We start from the raw sequence: 21,240 nt of genomic DNA, 5'->3' as shown, positions 1-21,240 counted from the left end.
ACAAAGGTTAAATATAACCCCAAGAATTGTTTCCTTGTTTTGTGATGGTGCTCGCAAGGCTTTTGCTTTTTCCCTTGCAGAAAGCGGTCTGACGGGCTGCAATTCATCAGGCCAGATCACAGCATTAACAATTCATTAAAATCTCAGCTTGCTTTTTATGATTCATAATTAAACTATTAATGGTGAAATTACGTAACACTTGGAGATAAGCGATGCAGCAGTTAGCCAGCTTCTTGTCCGGTACCTGGCAGTCTGGCCGGGGCCGTGAACGCGCCATTCATCACGCCATCAGCGGCGAAGCATTGTGGGAAGTCACCAGCGAAGGGCTGGATATGGCGGCCGCTCGTCGCTATGCGATTGAGCGCGGTGGCGAAGCGCTTCAAAAGATGACCTTTATTGAACGTGCAGCCATGCTGAAAGCGGTAGCGAAACACCTGCTTAGCGAAAAAGAGACGTTCTATGCCCTCTCCGCCCAGACCGGGGCGACGAAAGCGGACAGCTGGGTGGATATTGAGGGCGGGATCGGCACCCTCTTTACTTACGCAAGCCTGGGCAGCCGGGAGCTGCCGGATGACACGCTGTGGCCGGAAGATGAGTTGATCCCGCTGTCAAAAGAAGGCGGTTTTGCCGCTCGCCACGTTCTGACCTCGAAATCCGGCGTGGCGGTACATATCAACGCCTTTAACTTCCCCTGCTGGGGGATGCTGGAAAAGCTGGCGCCGACCTGGCTTGCCGGGATGCCCGCCATCATTAAACCGGCCACCGCCACCGCGCAGGTGACACAGGCGATGGTGAAATCTATCGTGGACAGCGGACTGGTGCCGGACGGCGCCATTAGCCTGATTTGCGGCAGCGCGGGAGACCTGCTTGACCATCTCGACAGCCAGGACGTGGTGACTTTTACTGGCTCCGCCAGTACCGGGCAAAGCCTGCGCGTTCACCCGAATATTGTGGCGAACGCGATACCGTTCACCATGGAGGCCGACTCCCTGAACTGCTGCGTGCTGGGTGAAGACGTCACGGCGGAGCAGCCGGAGTTTGCCCTGTTTATCCGGGAAGTCGTTCGCGAGATGACCGCCAAAGCCGGACAAAAATGTACCGCTATCCGCCGTATCATCGTCCCCCAGAATCAGATTGATGCCGTCAGCCAGGCGCTGATTGCCCGGCTGGAAAAAGTGGTGGTGGGTGATCCGGCGCAGGACGGGGTGAAGATGGGCGCCCTGGTGAATGCCGAACAGCGCGCCGACGTGCAGGAGAAAGTGGACCAGTTGGTTACGGCGGGATGCCAGATCCGTCTGGGTGGCAAAGCGGATTTACAGGCCGCGGGCGCGTTCTTCCCACCGACCCTGTTGTTCTGTCCGCAGCCGGACGAAACCCCTGCGGTGCACTCAACTGAAGCTTTCGGCCCGGTCGCGACGCTGATGCCGTATCGCCATACAGAGCACGCGATGGCGCTTGCCCGCGCGGGCGGCGGCAGCCTCGCAGGAACGCTGGTTACCGCTGATTTAGCCCTTGCCCGCCAGTTCATTGCCGGTGCGGCACGTGCCCACGGTCGTATTCAGATCCTCAACGAGGAATCATCCAAAGAGTCCACCGGCCACGGCTCCCCGCTGCCGCAGCTGGTGCACGGCGGGCCCGGTCGCGCGGGCGGTGGTGAGGAACTGGGCGGCCTGCGCGCGGTGAAGCACTACCTGCAGCGCACGGCGATTCAGGGCAGTCCGACCATGCTGGCGGCCATTGGCAAGCAGTGGGTGCGCGGCGCAACCGTGCAGGAAGATCGCGTGCATCCGTTCCGAAAATACTTTGAGGAGCTGCAGCCGGGCGACAGCCTGCTGACGCCGCGTCGCACCCTGACGGAAGCGGATATTGTGAACTTTGCCTGTCTGAGCGGGGATCACTTCTACGCCCATATGGACAAGATTGGTGCGGCAGAGTCGATCTTTGGCGAACGGGTGGTTCACGGTTACTTCCTGATCTCCGCCGCAGCGGGACTGTTCGTCGATGCGGGGGTCGGACCGGTGATTGCCAATTACGGTATGGAAAACCTGCGCTTTATCGAGCCGGTCAAACCGGGCGACACCATTCAGGTGCGCCTCACCTGCAAACGCAAAACGCTGAAGAAGCAGCGCACCGCGGAAGAAAAACCGACGGGCGTGGTGGAGTGGGCGGTTGAGATTTTCAACCAGCACCAGCAGGCCGTAGCGCTCTACTCCATCCTGACGCTGGTGGCGCGCCAGCGGGGTGAATTCTAACACCTTACCTTCACCGCCTTCCCTGCCGGGTGGCGCGATGCTTACCCGGCCTACGACGACCTGCCGGGTGTGACACCGTCCCGCTCTTTTTTTAACCTGGCAAGTGCAACAAATAACCTGGCAGATGCAGGCAAACGCTTTTCTCAGGCGTCTGTCAGGATAAGGCTGACACAACACAATAAACACAACAAGATGAGGTCTACGATGGGAAGCAATTCTTCTTTTTCTGCCCGTAGAACGGCACTGGCCATGGCCGTTGCGCTGTGTTGCGCCTGGCAATCCCCTGTTTTCGCCCACGGCAGCGAGGCGCATATGGTCCCGATGGACAAAACGCTGCAGGACTTCGGCGCAGACGTGCAGTGGGACGATTACGCACAGATGTTCACCATTGCGAAAGACGGCGCCTTTGTGAAGGTCAAACCGGGCGCAAAAACCGCTATCGTCAACGGTAAAACCCTCACGCTTGAGGTGCCGGTGGTGATGAAAGGCAACAAGGCCTTTATCTCAGAGACGTTCATCAACGATGTTTTCCAGTCCGGTCTCGATCAGACCTTCCAGGTTGAAAAAAGTCCTCACCCGTTAAATGCGCTCACGGCAGACGAAATTAAGCAAGCCGTAGAGATTGTTAAAGCCTCTGCGGATTTTAAACCGAATACCCGCTTTACCCAGATCGCCCTTGCGGAGCCAGAAAAAGCCAAAGTGTGGGACTATGTGCTCAACGGTACGGCAGTCGATGCCCCTCGCCAGGCGAAGATCGTCATGCTCGAAGGAAAGCATGTCATCGAGAGTCTGGTGGATCTGAAGGATAAAAAAATTCTGCGCTGGGAACCGGTCAAAGACGCGCACGGCATGGTGCTGTTGGATGATTTCACCGCGGTTCAGCAGATCATTAACGACAGTACCGAATTTGCTGAGGTGCTTAAAAAGCACGGCATAACCGACCCGAAAAAAGTGATTACCACGCCGCTGACCGTCGGCTATTTCGACGGTAAAGATGGCCTTAAGCAGGAAGACCGTTTGCTGAAAGTGGTGAGCTATCTGGATGTCGGCGACGGCAACTACTGGGCACATCCGATTGAAAACCTGGTGGCGGTGGTCGACCTTGAGCAGAAGAAGATCCAGAAGATTGAAGAAGGCGCCGTTATCCCGGTTCCTCTGACCCCACGTCCCTATGATGGCCGCGACCGCATAGAGACACCGAAAAAACCGCTCGACATTATTGAACCGGAAGGCAAGAACTACACCATAACCGGCGACAGAGTGCACTGGCAGAACTGGGATTTCCACCTGAGCCTGGACTCGCGCGTGGGCCCGATGATCTCAACCGTCACGTATAACGACAACGGCAAGAAACGTCAGGTGATGTATCAGGGGTCGCTCGGCGGCATGATTGTCCCTTACGGCGATCCGGACGTGGGCTGGTACTTTAAAGCCTATCTCGACTCCGGCGACTACGGCATGGGCACCCTGACCTCGCCGCTGGTGCGGGGTAAAGACGTGCCGTCCAACGCCGTGATGCTCAATGAAACCATCCCGGACTATACCGGCGCGCCGATGGAGATCCCGCGCGCAATCGCCATTTTCGAACGCTATGCGGGGCCGGAATACAAGCATCAGGAGATGGGTCAGCCAAACGTCAGCGCCGAGCGTCGTGAACTGGTGGTGCGCTGGGTGAGTACCGTCGGTAACTACGATTACATCTTCGACTGGGTATTCCATGAGAACGGCACCCTCGGCATTGATGCTGGCGCGACGGGTATCGAAGCCGTGAAAGGCGTTCAGGCCAAAACCATGCATGACGCCACCGCCAAAGACGATACCCGATACGGCACGTTGATTGACCACAACATTGTGGGCACCACGCACCAGCACATCTATAACTTCCGTCTTGATATGGATGTCGATGGTATTAACAACAAGCTGGTGGCGATGGATCCGGAAGTGAAACCCAATACCGCCGGTGGCCCGCGCACCAGTACCATGCAGGTCAATCAGTACGACATTGATACCGAACAGCAGGCGGCACAGAAATTTGACCCGGGCACTATTCGCCTGCTGAGCAACACCCGTAAAGAGAACCGCATGGGCAACCCGGTCTCGTATCAGATTATTCCCTACGCGGGCGGCACCCATCCGGTGGCAACCGGCGCGAAATTTGCCCCGGATGAGTGGATCTACCATCGCCTGAGCTTTATGGATAAACAGCTGTGGGTGACCCGTTACCACCCGGATGAACGCTATCCGGAAGGTAAATTCCCTAACCGCTCCATCCACGACACGGGACTGGGGCAGTACAGCAAAGATAACGAGTCGCTTAACGATCAGGATGACGTAGTCTGGATGACCACCGGCACGACCCACGTCGCCCGTGCGGAAGAGTGGCCGATCATGCCAACGGAATGGGTGCATGCCCTGCTTAAACCGTGGAACTTCTTCGACGAGACGCCAACGCTCGGAAAGAAAAAAGACGAAAAATAACCCACCGCCGGGCAATCGCCCGGTTTTTTTTGCCCTGCCGTTTGAGGATCGTCCATGCTTGCTTATAGTTACAGATATCTCACCTGCATGATTTATCCCCCGGACGGGAAAGGGCTTTATGGAAAAAAGAAAAAAACCGACACTGGAACGCGCTACCTGGCCGACGCGCCACGCGATGGTCATGCATGGGCTGGCGATGAACCTGCCCTGGCTGGCGTTCGTCAACGTCAGCTTCGCCGTGATGATCCTGCTGCGACACGTCCTGCTTAAGGCCAGCGATCCGCTTTATCCTCATATACCGCAACTGACGACCCTGGTCGATGCCTCAATGCTCGGCATTATTATCCTCTCTGCCGCGTTGATCCTGATGGCCTGGCGGCGTATTGCGGGTATCAGCGTGGTGCTCTTTATCTGTAGCGCCATCTGGTCGGTATCCTGTTTTTTGTTTATTACCTATTTGCTGCTGCCCCATGTCTGGCCGCTGTGCGTGATTTTGTTACTCGCAGGGTTAACGGCGCTCTACTTTTACCCTGAGGGATTACTCGCCTTTGTGCTTCCGCTCTGGATCACCCTGCCGGTCGCAAGCTGGATACTCAACGATGGCCTCAACCTTCACTTTGTCATCATCTGGAGCGTGTTTACCCTGATCCTGATCTGCGGGCGTTTTATCCTGTTGAGCTGGTTTGATGAAGCCTGGCGTCGTAATCAGCAAAATCAACTGCTGATCTCACGGCTGGATGCGCTGGCGCATCAGGATCCGCTAACCAAAACCGCCAACCGCCGGAGAATGGAGGTGGTGCTGGAAAATGCGGTTGAGCAGAAGAAACCTTTCTCGCTGATTATGCTGGATATCGACTATTTCAAACGCTACAACGACACCTACGGCCATCAGGCGGGTGATGACTGTCTGACGCGCGTGGCGCGGGTGCTGAAGCAGTCGGTACGAACGCCGGACGACGTCGTATCACGTTACGGCGGCGAGGAGTTTGTGGTGATCCTTTTCAATTGCCCGCTAAACATCGCAGAAAAGGTTGCCATGCGTATTCAGGACGGGCTGCGCACGGAGGCCATACCGCATGGCGCCTCGACGGTCAGCGACCATGTGACCGTGAGCATGGGGATTGCCGGCATGACGGAGGGGTTAGCCGGCACCGAAATAATCGCCCGCGCCGATGCGGCGCTTTATCGGGCGAAAGAGGCCGGGCGGGATCGGTGGTCGCTTTGAATAATGCCGGGTGGCGCTGCGCTTACCCGGCCTACAAAACCAGAGAAAGTAGGCCGGGTAAGGCGTAGCCGCCACCCGGCTTGTTTCTTAATACCGCACGCAAACCGACTTCGTCTCACACCATCCGTCCAGCCAGTCCGGGCCAAAGTCGCGACCGGTGCCGGACTGCTTCATGCCGCCGAACGGCAGGTTGGCGTCGATCAGCGTATGGCTGTTTACCCAGACGGTGCCCGCCTGCAGCCTGTCGGTGTACTCCAGCGCCTTGCTGATATTCTGCGTCCAGACGCTGGCGGTCAGGCCATATTCGGTGTCGTTTGCCAGCTGAAGCGCCTCTTCACCATCGGCAACGCGCACCAGATTGACCACCGGGCCAAACACCTCTTCGCGGGTTAAGCGCAGCGCGGCATCCGGGTTGACCACCAGCGTCGGCGAAACGTAATAGCCTTTCCCTTCCGGGCCACGGTTACCGACAATCAGCTCTGCGTGGCGAGATTGCGCTTCATCGAGGAAAGTCTGCACCTTGTCACAATGCGCACGCGACACCAGCGGGTTGATAAATGCTTCCGGGGACATACCCGGCCCGACGCTCAGGGATTTCACCGCCTGTTCGAAGCCGCTGACCAGCGTGTCAAACAGCGGCGCTTCAATGTAGATACGGGAACTCGCCGCACACACCTGCCCCTGGTTCAGGAAGCTCCCGGTCATCAGGCCTTCGATCACCCACGCCGGGTCCGCATCTTTGAGTACGATAGCCGGGTTTTTGCCCCCCAGTTCCAGGGTCACGCCTGTCAGGGTATCTGCCGCCGCGCGGGCAATTTGCTTGCCCGTCGCCGTTGAGCCGGTAAAGCTCACCTTTGCAATATGCGGATGCGAGGTCAGCGCTGCGCCGCACACCGCGCCGCTCCCGGTCACCACGTTGAATACCCCGTCCGGAATGCCCGCTTCACTGGCCAGTTCCGCCACGCGCAGCATGGTCAGCGGCGTGGTTTCTGATGGCTTGATGACAATCGAGCACCCCGCCGCCAGCGCAGGCATCACTTTCCACATCCCAATCATCAGCGGGAAGTTCCAGGGCACAATCCCGGCCACCACGCCAACCGGCTCTTTACGTGTCCATGCCTGATAACGCGCCCCCTGTGGCAGGGGAATAGAAAGGTCGAGGGTTTTGCCTGCGATTTTGGTGGTCAGCCCGGCGGTATAGCGCATCCAGTTCAGGGTACAACCCACTTCAAAGAGACGGGAAATGTTAATCGATTTCCCCTGCTCCAGCGTTTCAAGCTGGGCCAACTCCTCGCTGTGCTGTTCAACCAGATCGGCGAAACGGAGCAGGATCCGCTCGCGCTCCGCCGGTAATTTTCCGGCCCAGCTGCGGGCAACAAAAGCACGCCAGCCGGACATGACGGCACGGTCAACGTCATCGACGCTGGCATCGGCCGTCGAGGCAATCACCTCGCCCGTGGCCGGGTTATAGACGTTGAGCCGCTTTTCGCTGTCCGACGCGGCCTGACGCCCTTCAATCCACAGGCCATGATGTCGGTCTAAAAACTGCTGCACGGCAGGCTGAATAGCCACCTGGGATTCAGACATAGGATACTCCTTCGTTATTATTCGCAGGGTGTTCATCCAGTCTAAGAGGGGTTTCGCATTCTCGCTTTTGTCTCTGTGACATTCGCTTTGCCACCTGTGACAGGTGCCGCAAATCGTGATAATTCCACCTTATATCGCTGTTCCCGATGAGTGTTCTTTCCTATAGTCAGCCCAGAGCTCTGACAAAACGCAACATAAATGCAACAATGCGAAAACATTGACGGTGCAGTGAGAGAAACGATGGCGTGTGCAAGCGAGCAGGAACAGTATCAGCAGTGGCTGGCGCAGATTAACCAGGTGTGCGGGCGTTTTAATGCACAGCCCACCGGGGGAAAATTCGTCGGCGAACTGGAGACCAGCTATGCGCGCAGCCTGAAGCTCAGCACCGTCACCGCCGGCGGCGTAAATCTGTTCCGCTCCCGTCAGGAGATCAAACAGAGTAATGATGCCTGGTTCTATACCGTCTTCCAGCTTGAGGGCAGTGCGGAAATTGAACAGGATGACCGTCGCACTGTGCTCCGAACAGGCGATATCACGCTGCTTGACGCCTCCCGGCCCTGCTCAATCAACTGGCAGGAAAAATCCCGCCAGATTTCGCTGCTGGTACCCCGCCAGATTATTGAGCAACAGTGTCGTTTCCATGAGATTAGCTGCGCGCTCGCCCTCTCTCGCTCGCTGCCAACGGTACAGCTGAGCCATCGCCTGCTGATGGAAAGCATGAACAACGCCGACCTGAGTGACCGGGAGAGCGAAGCCGCGCTCGAAGCCATGGTCTGCCTGCTGCGCCCCGCGTTTCAGCAACGCGACGTGATTCAGCCGCGCAAGGAACGCCAGTTCCAGCATGTCGTGGCGCTGATTGACGATCATATTCAGTCTGACTCTCTGCGCCCGGAGTGGATTGCCGCCGAGAGCGGGATGTCCGTGCGCAGCCTCTACCGCATGTTTGCCGAGAAGGGGCTGGTGGTCGCGCAGTACATTAAAAACCGTCGGCTGGATCTCTGTGCGCAGGTGCTGCGCTCTGCCGGGGATGATGAAAAGCTGGCGGGAATTGGCTACAGCTGGGGATTCACCGACCATAGCCATTTTTCAACGGCCTTTAAGCAGCGTTTTGGCGTCTCGCCCGGTGAATACCGCAAGCGCCACCGCTAGCTATTTTTTCAGCCATTTACCGTTAATTCCCTTCACGTATTCGCCCGGCTGCGCACGGGCAACCAGTTTTTGCCCCGCCATTTTCGCCACTTCATCGACCGGTAAATTATTGCTGTCGGCCAGCTTCTGATAGCTCTCGGTGCGTGCCGCGTTAATACGGTTTACCAGCGCCAGCGTTTCAGCATCTTGTTGGATCGGGGCAATATACCCGCTGAGTGTTTCCCCCACGCGCCCCTGCGCCCGGGCATCATTTAAGGTCAGCGCAGCCGCCTGCGCATTCATCCCCAGAGCCAGTAGAATCAGAGCTAAACGTTTCATGGCATCCTCAGAACAGATCGCTGCGCGATTTCAGCAGGGTTTCAACGTCTTTATCGACCTTAATGTGGATCTCGTGTTCGATTTTGACATTCATATTGATGGTAATCGGCTCTTTCGGCGCAGCGACTTCAATACGCGGCGTACAGCCGGTCAGTAGCGCAGCAACGGCAACGGTGAGTACACCAGCCATCTTTTTCATTGTTGTTCCTCACTTTCCTTGCCAGTCGAACTGCGGAGACCGGGTATCGCCGCGTGTTGCTCAAACCAGGTTTGCAGGTTGTCTCCAAAACGCAGGCTGCGCCAGAGGGTAAAGACATTCTCGTCATGGGTATAGTTCAGGTTGACGGAGCTGCTTTTGCCATCCACACGGCTGGTTCCCTTGATGGTCGCCTGCATGGTTAATTCACCCAGGTTATCTAAATTGATTCTTGTCCACGAACGAGAAATTTCCATATAGCGGAGCCAGTTGATCGCGGCACCCGCAACCATATTATCTTTCACGATGGCATCCGCCGTATCTTTGTCGATACGCAGCGTCATTGGGCCAGGGTTGGTCAGCCAGCCATCTTTAATGATCCATTTTTCATTGTCCAGCCAGAATGGCAGCGCCCCGCTTACCGGGCCTGACATGGCAAACTGTTTAGGATTGACGGCGCCGATCAGTTCACTTGACGAGATATTGTCCACGCGAAGCAGCGCCGGATCGTGCTGCGGCATCCGCAACTGCTGCATCGTAATCTTCCCGCCGAGGGTTTCCACTTTCACGTTGGTAAGCAGCAGCGGATTGTCCTCCGTCCAGGGATAATCGCCCTGTAGATCGGCGGTAATATTGCGCGCGGTCACCAGGTTTTCCACTTCGCCAATACGCAACGTAACCGGGCCGCGCGTGCCCAGGGACCAGGTCCCCTTGCTGAAGCGGAACGGCAGCACAAAATCGACACCGTTGATCTGGTTATCCGGCATCCAGGCGCTACCGGCTTTCAGCACGCCGTGCCCCCCAGCCTCAAAGCCCTGATCGGCCGCCGCCGAGAAAGCCACCTGCGCATAGAGTTCCCCGTCACGCAGCGTCATTTTCCAGTCCGGAGGGATCAGAGGCTGGAACACGGTGAGCGACTGTTTCGGCCACCAGGCCTGCCCGCGAAGACGTTCACCATCCCAGCGACCATTCACCTGTACCGGGCCAATTTTCTCTGCATGGAGGTCGCCCTTAAACTGGAACACCGTCGGATCGGTGCCGTCGACGCTAAAGGTCAGCACCGACGGTGGCAGCGTGCTGCCACCGGAGAAACGGGTTTGCCCGGCATTGAGCGCCAGCGCGCCGCTGAACGTCGGCTTTTCGGCGTCACGGAACCAGCGCACGGGTTGATCCAGCACCAGACGCGGCGTGCTGACCTCCATGGTTCCATACTGGAGCTTGTCAAAACCGGTGGAGAGCGCCGTGAGCTCAATGAGTTTGTCACGCCACTCGCCTTTCCCGGCGACATCCCAGCGGGCATGCATCGGCGTAAAACTCCCTTTTCCCCAGTAGCGCCACTGCCAGAGACCGCTGTCGGGTAAAAAGTCGTTCGCCTGCCCGTCCAGATGCAGTTCAAAATCGCCCATCTCGTTTTCATGGGCACGCAGGATAGCCTGTAACCGCCCGTCCACGCCCTTCTGCGTCAGCTTCACACCTGCCAGCGGCCAGCGGATTTCATCGATATCAAGCGAGTCAATGATGCGCCCGCGCGAGCGAAGCAGTGCGCCCGGTTCAAAGGCGAGTTGCGGTTCATATACGCTGCCGGTCAGTGTTGCCGGCAATTTGGCATAAAGAATGAGGTCGTTTTGCTTCGCCTCACCGCTGAGATGCAGCGGCATGTCGCTGTTTTCCATACTGAGCCTGCCTGGCCCAATATTGAGTACCGCGTTGCCTTTCCCCGCATCACCATGGGTAAGCACGTTCAAACGCCCGGTCAGGGTGGCTTTCTCAAGCCCCTGCTGCCAGTTATCGGCGCGAAGCGAAACGCGTCCGCTCAGCGGCATACCGGACAGATCCCAGTTCCAGCGCCCGTCGCTGATGTTCAGCTGTTCCGCCGTAACTTGCCACGGCAGATCGAGCAGTGGATCAGGGTTGTCTCGCGCCATCACCACCAGTTGTCCACGGTTGTCTTCCCAGTCCAGATCGGCATCGACGAGAGACGTCAGTTGTGGCACGTTAAAGGTCGCCACCGCGTGGCCTTTTACCGGCACGCCATCCGGCACCAGCGGCAGAGTGAACTCCCCCACCAGTTTAATGGGCTGCGGCTGATCGGGTAGCTGAACATCGAACTGGCTGACCGAAAGCGTCTGGCCGCGAAGCGTTCCTTGAATGCTCACCCGCTCGCCTTTATAGGCTATCTCCTGGCTGGACGGGGTCAGCGAGGCCTTCAGCTCACCCTGCCACTGCTGCCAGGGCGAGAGGGTGAGACGGTGAATGGTCAGCCAGGTATTCGGTAATACCGCCTGCCACTGCGCCAGCGTTTTGGGGGCAACGGTCGACGGCGCGGATTGGGGAATTTTGCTGAGGCAGACGGAGTTAAGATCCAGCGCGCCGATATCCAGCTGCCAGCGGCTAGGATGTGACAGCGTCACGTTCTCAATGCGAGCAATTTCGCACTCTTCAACCAGATAGCGGAGATCGGGGATCACCAGCGCATGACGAGTCAGTTTAGGACTCTCTTCGAAAGCGATACGCGTCCCGACGGGAAGCCAGATTCCGGCAAGCGTCGGTACCCACTGAGCGAGCGTCATCAGCAGCGTCAGCGGCAATAAAATGAACAGCAGTAAAAGCGCAAGTGCGGCTTTGTATTTACCCTTCATGGGCAGTTAATATCCTGATTTAGCGAAAGAATTAAGCCGACGATGCTGAACATTGTCGCATGTTTAGCGGGTCAATTGAAGCCAAAGGCAAGTTTAAGGATAGAAGCTGTAGCGTTAAGTTGCGAAGCTAGTACCTGTTACGAGGTATCGCCAGGAGGTAAAGCATGGCAAATATTAATGACCCCCAATACACGGAGTCATACCGCCATGGGTCAAAGTTGATATGCAGAAAACCGCTCACAAAGTCCTGGCCATTGGCGAACACGTTGAGTTGTATGGCAGCACTGGCTAACACAAACAAGGTGTAAGCAATGAAAAGAGGATATTTTCTAGCTCTTTCAACTTTGAGTTTACCTCTGTACAGCAACAATAAAAACGCAATAGATATAATGAAATAGTACAAGGCAGGCAACATTGGCGGGGATAAAGACAACTCCAGTTGTAACGGCATACATTACTCTCCATCTCTGCCTGAAAATCCACCCGATTCCTGATGTTTCTGGCATTAAGAATATCATGGAGTTAGGGTAACAAGATGCTCTAGAATAATTCATAGAACTTATTGAATTCAATAATATTTTAGAAATTGTAAGATAATTTTAATCATGCTAACGTGAATGCAAAATCACTGGAGAAAGTCTTATGAAACTCGCGGTATATAGCACAAAGCAGTACGACAAAAAGTATCTGCAACATGTTAACGAAGCTTACGGGTTTGAGCTTGAATTTTTCGACTTTCTGCTGTCCGAAAAAACCGCCAAAACGGCGCACGGCTGTGAAGGCGTCTGCATTTTTGTTAACGATGACGGCAGTCGTCCGGTGCTGGAAGAGTTGAAAAAACAGGGAGTGAAGTATATCGCCCTGCGCTGTGCAGGCTTTAACAACGTGGATCTCGATGCGGCGAAAGAGCTGGGGCTGAAGGTGGTGCGCGTTCCGGCCTACTCCCCGGAAGCCGTCGCGGAACATGCGATTGGCATGATGATGTCGCTCAACCGTCGTATTCACCGCGCTTATCAGCGCACCCGTGATGCCAACTTCTCGCTGGAGGGGCTGACCGGCTTTACCATGTACGGTAAAACCGCAGGGGTGATCGGGACCGGGAAAATTGGCGTCGCTGCCCTGCGGATCCTCAAAGGCTTTGGCATGCGTCTGCTGGCGTTTGATCCGTATCCAAGCGCCGCGGCGCTGGAGATGGGCGTGGAATATGTTGACCTGCCGACCCTGTTCTCGCAGTCTGATGTGATCTCCCTGCACTGCCCGCTGACGCCGGAAAACTATCACCTGCTGAACCAGGCGGCGTTTGACCAGATGAAGGACGGCGTGATGATCATCAACACCAGCCGTGGTGGCCTTGTTGACTCTCAGGCCGCTATCGAAGCGCTGAAAACCCAGAAAATTGGCGCGCTCGGGATGGACGTGTATGAGAACGAACGCGATCTGTTCTTTGAAGACAAGTCTAACGATGTGATTCAGGACGACGTGTTCCGCCGCCTGTCTGCCTGTCATAACGTCCTGTTTACCGGTCACCAGGCGTTTCTGACGGCTGAAGCGCTGATCAGCATTTCAGAAACCACGCTGGGTAACCTGCAGCAGCTGGAAAAAGGCGAAACCTGCCCTAACGAGCTGGCATAAGTATGACGCCGGGTGGCGGCTATGCCCCACCCGGCGTACTGTCTGTTTCCCAGGTTCGGTGAGCAACGCGCCACCAGAGCAGGACGGCCACCAGCGCAATCGCGCTCAGCACGCTGAATGCCGTCGCAAAGGAGTAATACCCGGCTATCGTGCCGGTTAGCGCCGGGCTCATCGATGCCCCAACGCCCTGCATCAACATCACCACGCTCTGCCCGGCATTGACGTGCCCACTCCCTCGCAACAGCACAACAATAAACGACGGTACCACGACGCCGAGGATGCCTGCGGCCAGCCCGTCGAGAATTTGCACCGGGATCATCATCAACGGCGCGTCCGTGGACGCCGCCAGCGCCGCACGCACCGGCATCACCAGCAGCGCCAGCATAATTAATCTCCAGTAGCCGTAGTGTTCTATTCTCCGTGCGACCCAAATGGCGACGGGGACCATCACGGCCTGAGAAATAATGACAGTGCCCGCTGCATACAAGCCGGGGTTGATTGAGGCGGGTGCCGCCGCAACCCTCATGCTGAGCATCGGTAACAGCGCAGCGTTCGCCAGATGAAACAGGAGCAGCGTCAGTCCGGTAACAAACAGCGCCCGGTTTTTAATCAGCACCGCAAAGCCCGGAACAGGCAGGTTCGCTGGAGAGGACAACCCGCGCGCGGCATTGTTGTCGATATCCTTATTGCGAATGGCAAGCAGCGCACACAACGTTAGCAACGTCGTACAGGTCATCAGCAGGAAAATTCCGCCGACGCCCCAGTACCAGGCAATGCCGCCAGCCATCAGTGCGGTCATAAAATTGCCCGCATGATTAAACGCCTCATTTTTGCCCATCTGCACGCTGAACCCACTCTGGCCGGTCAGCCCTAAGGTAATTCCGGTGATCAATGGCCCCACAAACGCCGCACAGATGCCGGTGATAATTTGTGAAACGGCGACAACGCCGCTCTGCTGGCTAAACCAGAGCAGAAGCGTGCTCAGGGTGATCAACAGGCAAAGCAGCGCGAGTACAGCGCGTTTGTTTCGGGAGGTGTCGGTGATGAATCCCGCCGGGAGCGTGGCCAGTAAACCCGCCAGCCCGCCCGCCGTCATCAGAATACCAATATCATCAGGCGTCCAGTGACGTTCGGTGAGAAAAATACCGAGAAAAGGGCCGAGGCCATCGCGGACATCCGCAATGAAAAAACTGGTCAGGCATAACGCCCGCAGCGAACGAAGAGACATACTGCCTGCCTTTACAAAGGGTCGCCTGAAAAAATTAAAACGTAGTATACCCGGCATTGCGCGGTTTGGTACGTCGCGTCGCAGGTACGGATTGTCGCGGATCGCGTCATAAAGAAGCAGTGGCTTTGCTCAGGCTTCTCATCATATTCGTCGTCAGGCTAAGTTGTTCGCTTCCCATCTGATGGGACAGTTCTTCCATCGCTGCCTTCCATACCGGAATGACCTGTTCGAGCAGGCTCCAGCCCTCTGCTGTGAGGGTGAGTCGTTTACCGGCACGCCCCCGGCCTCCCACCGCGTCGATAATGCCGCGGGACACCATACTACCTATATTTCGACTCAGCGTGGTGGCATCTACCCCCGCCCTTGCGGCCAGTTCTGCAACGGTTTCATTGGGTGCACCTCCGATCCCAACCAAAAGACTGAACTGCTCTGCGGTCAGACCAAACGGTCTTAAGCAGGCGTTGTAATAGCGTGTAATAGCCCTGGCAGTGGCTCGCGCCTGAAACACAGGACAGACTTCCGGAATGGTCTTCAGCAGCGCCACATCGATGTTGTTCATCTTTTCATCTCGACAATCAATACAATCTCAAATACTGTATATACACTATTAATCAGATTTGAGGAACAGTGATGCCCGCATTCGTCCACATCAACTTACGTATTATTGACCCTGCGCGACAGGCCAGCCTTGCCCCCCGCTTCACATTAGCGTTAGAGGAAGCGGGAGGGAAAATTGTGCATTTTGGTTCGGTTGCAGAAGTACTCGAAGGCGATGAAGCCCCGTTACCCTATGCTGGCATTTTTGAATTCCCGACTTTAGATCAGGCGCTTGCTTTCTATCATTCAGAAAAGTATGCGCCGATTAAGGCTGAACGCCAGCTAGCCCAGCAGGCCAGGATGTTCATCGTCACGACAGGCTGAACGCGTCATTGACCCCATGCCGGGAACGTTCGCCTGTATAGCTATCACAGAACCGAAATTTGTCTCCGTTATGACAACCTGCTCTCTGTTTTCCTGGAATTAACGGTCTAACCTGAATTGTGTAAAAAACACTCAGGAGGGACAAATGTACAATTCAATTTTGGTTCCAATTGATATTTCCGAAGATAGCCTGACGCATATGGTGATTCCTTTCGTTCAGGCTCATACCGCACTTAACACAGCTAAAGTCCATTTTCTTACGGTCATTCCTTCGCTACCTTATTATTCATCTTTAGGCCTGGCCTACTCCGTGGAGATGCCGAAGCTAAAAGAGTTCCAGCATGCGGCTTTAGAAAAACTGGATGAAATCGTTAAGCAATTTAAAATTCCGCCAGAAAAGGTGCAGACGCACGCCGTTACGGGATCGCCAAAAGATCAGATCCTTAAACTCGCGGACACGATCGGCGCCGACCTGATCATCATCGCCTCCCATAAGCCTGACATATCAACGTATCTGTTAGGTTCAAATGCGGCGGCAGTGGTGCGCCACGCAAAATGCCCTGTGCTGGTCGTAAGATAAAAAACCGGGCGAAAAGCCCGGTTTTTTTTTCGCTGACGCCCCCTGTTCCAGGGGGGCGCGGAAGATGCAAAAACGCGTTTATGTATTCACCAGGTTGGCGTTTAAATTGAGATCGGCAATGGCAGCGGGTTTTCCAAGTAAATATCCCTGAACTTCATCACACTTATTTTTTTTAAGAAAAGCCAGCTGTTCGCTGGTCTCCACTCCTTCAGCGGTCACTTCCATGGAATAGGCTTTACCCAAATCGATTATCTTCTCGACTACCGATTGGTTCTGTGGCGAATCCGCTAAGGTAAAAATAAAGCTTTTATCGAGCTTTAGCCCATCAAACTGGAACTTTCGAAGATAGCTCAGAGAGGCATAGCCGGTACCGAAATCATCGATCAGAATCCGTACGCCCATTTTTTTGAGGGCTTTCATGGTGTGCAACGTTTTTTCTGGATCGGAAAGCGTGACATTTTCAGTCACTTCTATTTCCAGCCTGGTGGGTTCAAGTCCCGTTTCGTGAAGAATTTCTTTTACTCTTTCAGCCAGATCGCTCGCCTGGAATTCAATAGCCGAAATGTTGACTGATACCGATAACCCTGGCAATTGATCTTTGGCCTCCGTACACGCTTTACGAATGACCCAGTTGCTGAGGCTAATAATCAGCCCTGTTTCTTCAGCCAACGGGATAAACTGATCGGGCATCATGGTTCCTCGATCCGGGTGTTGCCACCGGACCAGCGCTTCGACGGCATCTGTTTTCGAATATCGGAGGTTATAACGCGGTTGATAAACCAGATAGAGTTGGTCTTCGCGAATGGCGGTCTTCAGCTCCAGTTCGAGTTTTCTGCGTTCGGTCAGCTTTTCCGACATATCCTGGCGATAATAGACCCATCGGTTTCTCCCGGATTGTTTTGCCTGGTAAAGCGCAATGTCAGCATAGCGCAGAAGATCGTTTGCGCTGTTGCCGTCTTGTGGCGCCAGTGCAATCCCCATGCTTACCCCTATTGTCACATCATTGCCATCAATGGTGAAAGGACGGTTGAGTTCTGACACGATGCGCTGGCACACCTCTTCAATCTGGTCTGTCTGGCTGGTGTTACCGAGGAGCAGCATAAATTCATCCCCGCCCTGCCGTGCAACAAAATCACCGCTCCGAATACAGCTTTTAAGACGTAAGGCGACCTCGCCAAGCAGAGCGTCGCCGGTGGAATGCCCAAAAATGTCATTGACGGGTTTGAACTTGTCCAGATCCAGGCAAATCATTGCAAAGGGATAATTATTGACGCCTTCATTCGCTAACCGGCCCGCCAGAAACTCCTTAATATGATACCGGTTTGGAAGCCCCGTTAATTCATCATGCCGTGACAGAAATTCCACACGTTTAGTTGCTTCCACTTCCAGAGAGACATCTGTTGCCGCGCCCCGTAAAACCACCGAACCATCAGGCTGAGAAGAAAATTTAGCCAGAAGCGTGCAGTAGGACGTGGATTGCTGATAGTTAATATAAGGGCAATTCTTAAATTCGAAGCGTCCAGTTAATTCCCGGTGGCGGACACGATCATGAAGTAAGTGACTTGTCGACGGAAAGAGCTCATCCAGCCTGCGGCCGATCCATTGACTATGTTCATATCCCGTTACCGTGGAGAAACGACCTGATAGCCATGTAATCTTTAACGATAAGTCAGTTTCCCAGAACCAGTCGCTGGTTGTTTCACTGACATCCCTGAATCGTTTTTCACTGGTGATAAGATTCAACCGTGCCTGCTCAAGGAGAAAGGCATTTTCGTCATGAATTCTCGCCTTGTGCATAATATGACGCATAAGGATCACCGTCATCGATATTGTCAGCAGTACGGAAAGAATGAGTAATGGCAGGAAATAAACGATCAGCGCCTGGCCAGGATTTTCACTGTCCCATAAAATATGCACATCACCATTTGGCGTGCTTATGGTCAATGACGTCTGATTATTCACTTCATTGGGTGAAATGCGAACATTTTTGATGGCGGCATCATGCCCAATCGCAAGGAGTTTTTTAGCCATTAATTTGTCGACAAACACCATGACTGAAGGTCTGCCCGGTAACGGTTGCACACTCGAATCATCACCCGTTGTTATCCATTCAGCAGAAACAATGGCCGGTATGCCGTCGATAAGCGTTAGCATGGACACCGGCAATCCCTTTTTTTTGCTCAGTTCACTGAGTAAACGGTCTTTTGTGGATTGACCCAACCAACGCTCCAGATCTTCAGGTATCCGTTTCCCGGAAATCACGCTGTAGCGCGTGGCGCCTTCCGGAGAGAGAACAAACACCCCCTCATAGCCAAAGTTATCATACAGAGACTTGCCAAGATTCTGCTTATCCCATGCCCAGTGCATGTCAACATTCTGATGAAGATGTTTGTAGGCATCCCCCCACTCCGCATAGTCTTTCAAATGGCTACGGATGCTCTCCTGTCGGGTATCTAACGCTTTTCTTAGTAAGAAATCATCATGCGAATCGCTGATTTCATTAACATTATTTTTTATTATCAACAAAGAAATTATTGCCGCCGCAAAAATAGCGATAAGCAACGTTACAACATAGGTAAAGGTTTTATTTATCAGCCTCTTAGAATGCTCAGCATCCGTAAAGCCAGGAGTGGTCAGAGGTAGGGTCATCTTTCGCCTTCTTAACTGCTATAACGTCGATTTTTTTGTTATCCTCATTTATCGGCATAAAAGGGCAAAAATTTAGAATTAAAAAAGACATTTGAAAGAAGATTTTATTTCTTACAAGCCAGATCAAATTATTAACAGTTCTCGAATGTAGAGCTTTGTCTCTATTAATAAAAAATCCTTTTATCGGCGCGTTCAATTTCACCGGTTATCTTTCAAAAGCATGCTAAAATATCGCTGATTAAAGGGTATAAAAAACCGGGCTTCACGCCCGGTTCTTTTTTTCAGCCCAAATGGACACTATTCACTTAACCCACGATTCTCCAGCATCGGTTCAATCCTCGGATCGTGCCCGCGCCAGCTCCGGTAAAGTTCACCTAAATCAGTGCTGTTCCCGCGCGACAAAATCGCCTCGCGGAATTTCTGTCCGTTTTCACGCGTCAACCCGCCCTGCTCGACAAACCACTGATAGCCATCGTCTGCCAGCATTTGCGTCCACAGGTAGGCGTAATACCCCGCCGCATAGCCACCGCCGAAGATATGGGAAAAATAGCTGCTGCGATAACGCGGGGGTACCGCGGGCAGGTCCAGCCCCTCTTTTTTCAACGCTGCCGTTTCAAAGGCTTCAACGTCAGATACGGCTTCACTGATGGCGTGCCAGTTCATGTCCAGCAATGCCGCACCCAGCAGCTCCGTCATGTCATAACCCTTGTTGAAATGGGTCGCGTTGAGCATGCTTTCCCGCAGCGCATCCGGCATCGGTTCACCGGTTTCGTAGTGACGGGCGTAGCGGGTAAATACCTGAGGATGGCTGGCCCAGTGTTCATTGATCTGCGACGGAAATTCAACGAAATCACGCGGCGTATTGGTACCGGACAGCGTGGCGAAGCGCTGGCGGGCAAACAGACCGTGCAGGGTATGCCCAAACTCGTGGAACAGGGTAATTACGTCGTCCCAGGAGAGTAACGCGGTGCCCCCGTTACCCGGTTTTGGGTAGTTACAGACATTGTAGATAACCGGGCGGGCAGAAAACTCAAAAGATTGTTCGACGAAATTGCCCATCCAGGCTCCGCCCTGCTTGGAATCGCGGGCAAAGAAGTCGCCGTAAAACAGCGCCATCCCTTCGCCGGTATGGTCGAAAATTTCCCATACGCGAACGTCCGGATGATAAACCGGAATATCGAAGCGTTCCACGAAGCGGATACCGAACAGCTGGCTGGCCGCCCAGAACACGCCGTCATGCAACACGGTATTGAGCGCAAAGTAGGGCCGGATCTGCGACTCATCAAGCGCATATTTCGCCTGGCGCACGCGCTCGGCATAAAAGGTCCAGTCCCAGGCCTGCACGGTGAAACCGCCCTGCTCGTCATCAATCACTTTCTGAATATCGGCCTGTTCGCGCTCCGCTCGGGCACGGGCGGCAGGCACAATGCCGCGCATAAAGGCCAGCGCGGCGTCGGGGGTTTTCGCCATCTGGTCGGCAATACTCCAGCTGGCGTAATCCTCAAAGCCGAGCAGGCGAGCCTGACGCGCACGGAGCGCCGTCAGACGCAGGATCAGCGCGCGGGTATCGTTTTCATCCCCTTTCTGGGTACGCGTCCAGCCTGCGTTGAACAGGTTTTCACGCGTCTGCCGATTCCGCAGCGCAGAGAGCGCAGGTTGTTGAGTCGTATTCAGCAGCGAGATCAGCCAGCGGTCGTTAAGCCCTTTTTCCGCGGCCGCCTGCGCGGCGGCGGCGATCTCTTCTGCACTGAGCCCCTCAAGCTGATGCGCATAATCCACCACCAGCCCACCCGCTTTATCGGCGGAAAGCAGACGCTGGTTAAACTGGCTGGTCAGGGAGGCTGCCTCGGTGTTCAGCGCCTTCAGCTCGGCTTTTTCTGTCTCATTCAGACGCGCACCGGCCAGAATAAACCGCTGGTACGTCTCCTCGACCAGCCGACGGGACTCGGCATCCAGCGCACCGCGATCTTGCCAGACGCTCTCAACGCGGGCGAAAAGTGTGTCATTCAGCCAGATGTCATTCGCCAGCGCGGCAAGTTCAGTGGAAAACTGCTCCTCTAACTCTTGCAGGTACGGATTGGTATGCGCAGAGGTCATGGCGAAAAAGACGCTGCTGACGCGCGCGAGCATAACGCCGCTTTTCTCCAGCGCCAGCACGGTATTATTGAAGTCTGGCGCGGCGGTTTGCGAGACAATCGCATCAATGTCCGCCCGCTTCTGACGCAGCGCTTCATCGAACGCCGGACGATAGTGACTGTCGTTAATCTGATCAAAATGGGGTGCCTGGTAAGGCAACAGACTGATTTCAAAAAAAGGATTCGTGGCCGTCATCTTTCACTCCTCAGAACGGATATCTTCCCAGAGTAGGCCAGGCCGCCATCACCTG

General features: G+C 54.8%; 15 protein-coding genes. 7 read left to right on the top strand and 8 right to left on the bottom strand.

Features of this window, described 5'->3' with window-relative positions:
* The first annotated feature begins 212 nt into the window (after positions 1-212).
* From paaZ to L3068_RS10980, 3 genes are all read left to right on the top strand, one after another.
* The gene (gene paaZ, locus L3068_RS10990) at positions 213-2,252 is read left to right on the top strand and encodes a phenylacetic acid degradation bifunctional protein PaaZ (RefSeq protein ID WP_023330319.1); all 2,040 of its coding nucleotides are present in this window, start codon (positions 213-215) and stop codon (positions 2,250-2,252) included.
* Between the two features lie 204 nt (positions 2,253-2,456).
* Entirely contained in the window at positions 2,457-4,730 is a 2,274-nt protein-coding gene (gene tynA / locus L3068_RS10985; RefSeq protein WP_023330318.1) for a primary-amine oxidase, read from the top strand.
* 118 nt (positions 4,731-4,848) lie between these two features.
* Positions 4,849-5,955, top strand: a complete 1,107-nt coding sequence (locus tag L3068_RS10980) for a GGDEF domain-containing protein (protein ID WP_023330317.1) — start codon at positions 4,849-4,851, stop codon at positions 5,953-5,955.
* An 87-nt stretch (positions 5,956-6,042) separates the two neighbouring features.
* On the opposite strand, the gene L3068_RS10975 is transcribed toward L3068_RS10980, so the two are convergent.
* Positions 6,043-7,542 (bottom strand): aldehyde dehydrogenase family protein, encoded by a 1,500-nt coding sequence (locus L3068_RS10975; RefSeq protein WP_014883694.1) that lies wholly within the window; start codon positions 7,540-7,542, stop codon positions 6,043-6,045.
* A gap of 240 nt (positions 7,543-7,782) precedes the next feature.
* On the opposite strand from L3068_RS10975, the gene feaR reads away from it, so the two are divergent.
* A complete protein-coding gene (feaR, locus tag L3068_RS10970) occupies positions 7,783-8,691 on the top strand; it encodes a transcriptional regulator FeaR (RefSeq protein WP_023330316.1) in 909 nt (302 codons plus the stop codon).
* Here feaR and L3068_RS10965 read toward each other — a convergent pair whose 3' ends face one another.
* Genes L3068_RS10965 through L3068_RS10955 form a run of 3 tightly spaced genes read right to left on the bottom strand, consistent with a single transcriptional unit; the run spans position 8,692 to position 11,844 of the window.
* Positions 8,692-9,009: a YdbL family probable chaperone protein gene (locus L3068_RS10965; RefSeq protein WP_023330315.1), complete on the bottom strand. Its 318-nt coding sequence runs from the start codon at positions 9,007-9,009 to the stop codon at positions 8,692-8,694.
* A gap of 7 nt (positions 9,010-9,016) precedes the next feature.
* A complete protein-coding gene (locus L3068_RS10960) occupies positions 9,017-9,208 on the bottom strand; it encodes a YnbE family lipoprotein (RefSeq protein WP_014169918.1) in 192 nt (63 codons plus the stop codon).
* A complete protein-coding gene (locus L3068_RS10955) occupies positions 9,205-11,844 on the bottom strand; it encodes a YdbH family protein (protein WP_023330314.1) in 2,640 nt (879 codons plus the stop codon). Before L3068_RS10955 ends, L3068_RS10960 begins: the two co-directional genes overlap by 4 nt.
* Before the next feature lie 642 nt (positions 11,845-12,486).
* Here L3068_RS10955 and L3068_RS10950 point away from each other — a divergent pair.
* Positions 12,487-13,476: a 2-hydroxyacid dehydrogenase gene (locus L3068_RS10950; RefSeq protein ID WP_014883689.1), complete on the top strand. Its 990-nt coding sequence runs from the start codon at positions 12,487-12,489 to the stop codon at positions 13,474-13,476.
* 19 nt (positions 13,477-13,495) lie between these two features.
* Here the strand turns inward: L3068_RS10950 and L3068_RS10945 are convergent, their stop codons facing one another.
* Positions 13,496-14,704: an MFS transporter gene (locus L3068_RS10945; RefSeq protein ID WP_117582050.1), complete on the bottom strand. Its 1,209-nt coding sequence runs from the start codon at positions 14,702-14,704 to the stop codon at positions 13,496-13,498.
* 106 nt (positions 14,705-14,810) lie between these two features.
* Positions 14,811-15,263, bottom strand: coding sequence for a MarR family winged helix-turn-helix transcriptional regulator (locus L3068_RS10940; RefSeq protein ID WP_117582052.1), 453 nt, complete (start codon positions 15,261-15,263; stop codon positions 14,811-14,813).
* A 71-nt stretch (positions 15,264-15,334) separates the two neighbouring features.
* Here L3068_RS10940 and L3068_RS10935 point away from each other — a divergent pair, with 71 nt between their 5' ends.
* Together L3068_RS10935 and uspF are read left to right on the top strand one after the other, a co-directional pair.
* Positions 15,335-15,625: a DUF1330 domain-containing protein gene (locus L3068_RS10935; RefSeq protein ID WP_014883686.1), complete on the top strand. Its 291-nt coding sequence runs from the start codon at positions 15,335-15,337 to the stop codon at positions 15,623-15,625.
* 145 nt (positions 15,626-15,770) lie between these two features.
* Positions 15,771-16,205, top strand: a complete 435-nt coding sequence (uspF, locus tag L3068_RS10930; RefSeq protein WP_023338284.1) for a universal stress protein UspF — start codon at positions 15,771-15,773, stop codon at positions 16,203-16,205.
* A 78-nt stretch (positions 16,206-16,283) separates the two neighbouring features.
* Here the strand turns inward: uspF and L3068_RS10925 are convergent, their stop codons facing one another.
* Positions 16,284-18,854 carry a bifunctional diguanylate cyclase/phosphodiesterase gene (locus L3068_RS10925; protein ID WP_117582054.1) on the bottom strand — a complete coding sequence of 857 codons (2,571 nt, stop codon included), beginning with the start codon at positions 18,852-18,854 and terminating at the stop codon, positions 16,284-16,286.
* A 297-nt stretch (positions 18,855-19,151) separates the two neighbouring features.
* Positions 19,152-21,185 carry a peptidyl-dipeptidase Dcp gene (gene dcp, locus L3068_RS10920; RefSeq protein ID WP_045269522.1) on the bottom strand — a complete coding sequence of 678 codons (2,034 nt, stop codon included), beginning with the start codon at positions 21,183-21,185 and terminating at the stop codon, positions 19,152-19,154.
* Positions 21,186-21,240 lie beyond the last annotated feature (55 nt).

Origin of the sequence: Enterobacter cloacae complex sp. ECL414, from assembly GCF_021869685.1 — a bacterium.
GTDB lineage: Bacteria > Pseudomonadota > Gammaproteobacteria > Enterobacterales > Enterobacteriaceae > Enterobacter > Enterobacter kobei.
This window is presented reverse-complemented; position numbering and strand designations above follow the sequence as displayed.

What these genes read in the sequence shown, in the direction of transcription:
- L3068_RS10950 (WP_014883689.1), top strand. Translation starts at nt 12,487, where the DNA reads ATGAAACTCGCGGTATATAGCACAAAGCAGTACGACAAAAAGTATCTG.
- L3068_RS10980 (WP_023330317.1), top strand. Translation starts at nt 4,849, where the DNA reads ATGGAAAAAAGAAAAAAACCGACACTGGAACGCGCTACCTGGCCGACG.
- paaZ (WP_023330319.1), top strand. Translation starts at nt 213, where the DNA reads ATGCAGCAGTTAGCCAGCTTCTTGTCCGGTACCTGGCAGTCTGGCCGG.
- L3068_RS10975 (WP_014883694.1), bottom strand. Translation starts at nt 7,542, where the DNA reads ATGTCTGAATCCCAGGTGGCTATTCAGCCTGCCGTGCAGCAGTTTTTA.
- L3068_RS10940 (WP_117582052.1), bottom strand. Translation starts at nt 15,263, where the DNA reads ATGAACAACATCGATGTGGCGCTGCTGAAGACCATTCCGGAAGTCTGT.
- L3068_RS10925 (WP_117582054.1), bottom strand. Translation starts at nt 18,854, where the DNA reads ATGACCCTACCTCTGACCACTCCTGGCTTTACGGATGCTGAGCATTCT.
- L3068_RS10935 (WP_014883686.1), top strand. Translation starts at nt 15,335, where the DNA reads ATGCCCGCATTCGTCCACATCAACTTACGTATTATTGACCCTGCGCGA.
- tynA (WP_023330318.1), top strand. Translation starts at nt 2,457, where the DNA reads ATGGGAAGCAATTCTTCTTTTTCTGCCCGTAGAACGGCACTGGCCATG.
- L3068_RS10945 (WP_117582050.1), bottom strand. Translation starts at nt 14,704, where the DNA reads ATGTCTCTTCGTTCGCTGCGGGCGTTATGCCTGACCAGTTTTTTCATT.
- L3068_RS10965 (WP_023330315.1), bottom strand. Translation starts at nt 9,009, where the DNA reads ATGAAACGTTTAGCTCTGATTCTACTGGCTCTGGGGATGAATGCGCAG.
- L3068_RS10960 (WP_014169918.1), bottom strand. Translation starts at nt 9,208, where the DNA reads ATGAAAAAGATGGCTGGTGTACTCACCGTTGCCGTTGCTGCGCTACTG.
- L3068_RS10955 (WP_023330314.1), bottom strand. Translation starts at nt 11,844, where the DNA reads ATGAAGGGTAAATACAAAGCCGCACTTGCGCTTTTACTGCTGTTCATT.
- uspF (WP_023338284.1), top strand. Translation starts at nt 15,771, where the DNA reads ATGTACAATTCAATTTTGGTTCCAATTGATATTTCCGAAGATAGCCTG.
- feaR (WP_023330316.1), top strand. Translation starts at nt 7,783, where the DNA reads ATGGCGTGTGCAAGCGAGCAGGAACAGTATCAGCAGTGGCTGGCGCAG.
- dcp (WP_045269522.1), bottom strand. Translation starts at nt 21,185, where the DNA reads ATGACGGCCACGAATCCTTTTTTTGAAATCAGTCTGTTGCCTTACCAG.